Source organism: Motilibacter deserti, assembly GCF_011250635.1.
GTDB lineage: Bacteria > Actinomycetota > Actinomycetes > Motilibacterales > Motilibacteraceae > Motilibacter_A > Motilibacter_A deserti.
In genome coordinates, this window is the sequence record NZ_JAANNP010000132.1 from 1 (window position 1) to 4,183 (window position 4,183).

Consider the following 4,183-nt stretch of genomic DNA (forward strand, 5'->3'; position numbering starts at 1 on the left):
CCGGCGATGGCCTGGCCCTGCGGGTCGAGAATCTCCGGCTTCAACATGACGTCGACGACGACGCGGGCCACGAGCGCTCCTGCGTGGGTGGGGGTCGGCGAGGCCCAGCCTACCGGCGTCCGCCCGCTGCCCGGCCCACGCGCCGGTCCGTCCGGTTCCTCCGCCTTTAGCCCCTGGCTCCGGGGCCGCGCGCTCCCGGCCGCTCGCGGGTCAGCCGCGGTGCTTGGCTAGCCGGGCGCGGTCGAGGATCTCGATGCGGCCGCGGCTGAGGGACACGGCGCCGTCGGACTCGAGCGCCCGCAGCACCTGGTTGACCGTGGGCCGGGCCGCTCCGGCGAGGCCGGCGATGTCGTCCTGGGTGACCGTCAGGGTGACCGGCCTGGCCCCGTCGCCGTACTGCTCGGCCAGGGCCAGCAGGCGGCGCACGACGCGGTGCCGGACCGGGACGTACAACGCCTCGACCAGGTGCCCGGTGAGCCGCCGCACCTGGGCGGTCAGCACGTCCAGCAGCAGCCGCTCGACCCGCGGGTGGGTGGCCCGCAGCGCGGCGATCTGGTCGCGGGTCAGCGTCAGCGCGTCGGTGGCCTCCAGCGCGATGACGGTCGCGCTGCGCTCGGCCACCTCTCCCAGCAGCGCGAGCTCGCCCACCGTCTCCCCCGGGCCGAGCACGGCGAGCGTCACGGTGTCGCCGTACTCCGTGGTCACCCGGACCGCCACGTGGCCGGACCGGATCAGGAACAGCGTGTCGCCCGGGTCCCCCGCGTGGAAGAGCACCTCTCGCCGGGCGAAGGACCGCGGGCGCGCAGCGGCCAGGACCTCCCGGCGCTCCTGCGGGGCGAGGCTTGCCAGCAGCGGCCACTCCATGGGGCGACTCCAGCACAGCCGGGGCGATACCGCCAGAGTGAGGCGCGATCCGCGGGAGGCCACTCGCTCCGCGACGATCCCGGCAGCAGCGGCGCCCGGGGCCCCTCGCGCGGGGCGCACCCGGCGTGGCGAGCGCGACAATGGGGCGGTGACGCCGGAGGAGTACGTCGCCGCGCGCGGAGCCCGGCTGCTCCGGCTCGCGCGGCTGCTCGCCCCGGCGGAGGGCGCGGAGCCGCTGGCCCGGGCGGCGCTCGCCGACGCGTACCGCCGGGGGACGAGCTCGGCGACGACGAGGACCCCGACCCGCTCGTCCTGCAGGCCCTCGTCCGGCGCTTCCTCCGCAGCCGGCCTGAGGCACTGGCCTCGGACGCGGTCCCGGTGGACCGCGCGCTGGCCGCGCTGCCCCCGACCGAGCACGCAGCCCTCGCCCTGCTCCACCAGGTCGGCGGCTGGGCCGGGGCAGACGCACTGGAGTTCTCCGAAGACGAGTTCACGCGAGTCGCGGTTCGAGCGGAGCGGGAGCTGGCGGCGTCCCTCGCGCAGCTGCACGTCGGGCTCCCCGTCACGGCCGCGCTCGCGTCGGTGGCGTCCAGCGCGCCCGCGCCCGGTCCTAACCTCGCCTCGGGCGTACGCCAGGCCTCCCGCCGCCGCGTCGTGCGCGCCGTGGTCGGCGGGGCCGCGGTGCTCGCCGTGCTCGCGGCCGCGACGGCGACCCTCGGCCGCGGCGACCCGGAGGACGCCGTCCCTGCGTTCGTCGCGACGCCGTGCCCGTCCCCGGCCGTCCCCTCCGCAGCGTCGCGGCCCGACGCTCCGGGCGGGGAGCTGGCCGAGAGCATGCTGCTGGCCGCAGCCGACCTCGGCCCGACCTGGTCCCGCACCGACGCGTCCGTCGGTGCACCCGTCCGGCTCGGCCCGGGCGTCGGGCCGGTCGACCCCGGCGGGCAGCGGACCGCCTGGGCGCAGGTGCTCCGGTCCGACGGCGACGAGGTCCGGTGGACGGTCCGGCAGAGCGTGGTGAGGTACGCCCCCGGCCGCGCCGAGGGCGCGTTCGCCGCCGCGCGCACGGCGCTGACCTGCGGCGGCGGGACGGTCTGGCAGGAGCTGGGCGCCCAGCACTCTGACGACGCAGAGGCGTTCGCCGTCGCGCGCCGCACCGCGAACGTCCCCTCCGCCGGCACCACCTGGGGGACGCTCGTCCGCTCCGGGGACGTGCTGACCTACGTCGCACTGTCGGCGCTCACCCCCACCGGCGGCGCCGTGCCGTCGGAGGCGACGCTGGACGCGATCGTCGACGTCGCCCGGGCCCGCCTGCGCGGCGAGCCGGCCGCGTCCGTACCCGCCCTCCCCACGCGCCTCGGGCAGCTCGGGATCGCCGCGACGACACCCGGCGGGCCCTGACCCCCGCCGGGTGCCCCGCCACGCCAGGTCAGCGGGTCGCCGTCGCCAGTAGCCCCTGCGCCATCCCGGCCAAGCGGGAGCGCCAGTCCCCGTCGCCGTTGCCGCTGCCGAGGAAGGCCATGCCCGGCCCGACCTGCTTGCGCCCGCGGACCAAGGGCGTGACCTGCCCGGTGGCGGGGTCGGCCTCGAGCAGCGACGCGATGCGGTCCGAGCTGAGGGCGAACGTCTCGAGGACCGGGCGGCCTTCACGCCAGCCGACGATCTCCGCGGTGTCCCCCTTCGGCACCCCACGCAGGGGCACGGCGGTCAGGGGGGACCCGTCCAGCGGCTGCGTGACGAGCGCCGGCGCGTTGTCGGCGTACCCACCGCCGACCAGGCTGCGGCCGTCGGGCGAGAAGGCGAACTGGTCCGAGAACGACACCGTCGGCCAGGCGCTCGGGGGCGCCGACGGCTCCAGCCCTTCGACGACGGTCCGCCATTCGCCGCCGGCCAGGTCGAGCAGCGACACGGCGCCTCCAGCCCCGCGGACCGCGACCGAACGGGCGTCCGGCGACCAGGCCAGCGTCGTCGCCATCCCCTCGGTGGGGAACTCGCGCGACGTCCCCGCGAGCGGCACGACGTGCAGGGACCAGCCGGTCTGCGGATAGGGCTGGCCCTCCGGCACGTCGGGCCATTCGAGGTACGCGAACGACGCGCCGTCCGGCGCCCAGCTCACGGCGGAGCGCCGCACTCCGGGCGCCGCGACCTCCGAGACCGAGCCGGTCGCGAGCTCGACGACCTCGACCGCGTCTCCCCCGTCGGCGCAGGCGATCTTCCGGCCGTCGGGGCTGAGCCCGCCCCAGCAGCGGTCGTCGACGGTCTCGGTCATGTCGGGCATGTGCGCGGACCCCGGCAGCAGCCGGTAGCCCTCGCCCTGCGCGCCGAGCAGCAGCGTGTAGGCCTTCCCGTCCCGGACCCACCCGGTCATCATCGACGCCGCCTCGATGGGCGCGTCCGCCAGCAGCGCGGGCTCGGCCGGGACCGGTGGCAGCGCCTCGGGCAGCACGGCGGGCGTGGCGGGCGGTGCGGGGGTGGGGGCCTGCGTGGAAGACGTGGCGGGCGCGGCGCCGTCGTCGCCCCGGCCCTGGACCGCGACTCCTCCGACGACGGCGACCGCGGCGGCGGTGACGGCGGACACGGCGGCCAGCCGGTGACGGGTACGCCGCCGGCGGGCCTGGGTGCGCAGCGCCGGCCCCCACGCCGCGGTCGCAGGCGGCTGCGCGCTCTGCGCCAGGTCGGCGAACGCGGTGCGGATCTCGGTGTCGGTCACGAGCTTGCTCCCGTCGGGTCGAGCTGGAGCCCGGGGGCGATAGTGCGCAGCCGGGCCAGCGCCACGTGCGACTGACGCTTGACGGTGCCGACGGCGCAGCCGAGGACCTCCGCCGTCTGCGCCTCGGTCAGGTCCTCGTAGTAGCGAAGGACGAGGATCGCGCGCTGCTTCGCCGTGAGCTGGCGCAGCGCACTCTGCAGGTCCAGGCGGGACGCGGCGGCCTCGGCGGGGGCCGGCTCGACGGTGGGGGCCTCGGGCACGTCCCCCGACAGGTGCTCGTGGACGTGTCTGCGCCGTCTCCACCAGCTGACGTGCTCGTTGTACATGACCCGGCGTACGTAGGCCTCGGGCTCGCTGCGGATGTCGCCCCACTTGGGCAGCACCTTCAGCAGTGCCGTCTGCACCAGGTCCTGCGCGGCGTGCGGGTCGCCCGCGAGCAGGTAGGCAGAGCGGTAGAGCGAGCCGGCCCGGGCCGAGACGAACTCGTCGAAGCCGGCGTGGTCCTGCGCCATGTGCACCTCCGCCCGGGAAGACGTCGCCGGGGTCGCGGAAGGTTGACGTCAGTTGCTCGGAGCCGGCCGGCAGACGTGGCCGCGAGCACGGCCCTGGGCG

5 protein-coding genes are annotated in these 4,183 nt (G+C 77.0%); 1 reads left to right on the top strand and 4 read right to left on the bottom strand.

What is annotated here, in order from left to right:
* Window positions 1-71 (bottom strand): phosphoribosylformylglycinamidine synthase subunit PurS (locus G9H71_RS25370; RefSeq protein ID WP_331273178.1); only part of this gene is annotated, 71 nt, incomplete at its 3' end.
* Between the two features lie 139 nt (window positions 72-210).
* Entirely contained in the window at window positions 211-864 is a 654-nt protein-coding gene (locus G9H71_RS21260) for a Crp/Fnr family transcriptional regulator (RefSeq protein WP_166284771.1), read from the bottom strand.
* Between the two features lie 378 nt (window positions 865-1,242).
* Between G9H71_RS21260 and G9H71_RS21265 the strand changes: the two genes are divergently transcribed.
* Window positions 1,243-2,262 carry a hypothetical protein gene (locus G9H71_RS21265; RefSeq protein WP_166284772.1) on the top strand — a complete coding sequence of 340 codons (1,020 nt, stop codon included), beginning with the start codon at window positions 1,243-1,245 and terminating at the stop codon, window positions 2,260-2,262.
* A gap of 28 nt (window positions 2,263-2,290) precedes the next feature.
* Here G9H71_RS21265 and G9H71_RS21270 read toward each other — a convergent pair whose 3' ends face one another.
* Together G9H71_RS21270 and G9H71_RS21275 are read right to left on the bottom strand one after the other, a co-directional pair.
* Window positions 2,291-3,571 (bottom strand): TolB family protein, encoded by a 1,281-nt coding sequence (locus tag G9H71_RS21270; RefSeq protein WP_166284773.1) that lies wholly within the window; start codon window positions 3,569-3,571, stop codon window positions 2,291-2,293.
* Entirely contained in the window at window positions 3,568-4,083 is a 516-nt protein-coding gene (locus G9H71_RS21275) for a SigE family RNA polymerase sigma factor (protein WP_166284774.1), read from the bottom strand. The genes G9H71_RS21270 and G9H71_RS21275 overlap by 4 nt, the downstream gene beginning before the upstream one ends.
* Between the last annotated feature and the right edge of the window lie 100 nt (window positions 4,084-4,183).